Below are 428 nucleotides of genomic sequence, written 5' to 3' on the forward strand. Positions count from 1 at the left end.
AAAGGGCGTTTTCCGCTCAAGTCTATGAATCCAAAAAAATTGCTCCTTGTGATCTGGAGATTGTTGATCCCATTGGCATCAATGGCATGGGCGGTAATCGTGTCTTTGAAAGTTACGCGGTCAATCCAAATATTATTTGCATGGCCTAAAATGATTGAGTCCATCGCAGTAGTCGGGTATTTGTCTATATTGGCATAGTTACCGTCTAAAATACCGCCTTCAATAATGATGTTGCCTCTTCCGGAATAGCCTGTGAATTTATCATTCGGCGTTCCATTGGCAAAAAATCCGCCCGCCCAACCTCTAAGTAATACACAGCTTGGAGACATTGTAAATCGGGTGTTCCCATAGATATAAATTCTCTTCTCAATTAAATAAATGCCTTCTGGTATAACAAGCTGGCCTCCACCCTCTCGATGAATTTCATC

The 428-nt window shown here is 41.8% G+C and carries 1 pseudogene; it reads right to left on the bottom strand.

Annotated elements, in window-relative coordinates:
- Nucleotides 1-428: pseudogene (locus tag QMZ64_RS23050) on the bottom strand (right-handed parallel beta-helix repeat-containing protein); the annotation flags it as partial.

This window comes from Bacillus sp. LB7, assembly GCF_030449715.1.
Lineage (GTDB): Bacteria > Bacillota > Bacilli > Bacillales > Bacillaceae > Bacillus > Bacillus paralicheniformis.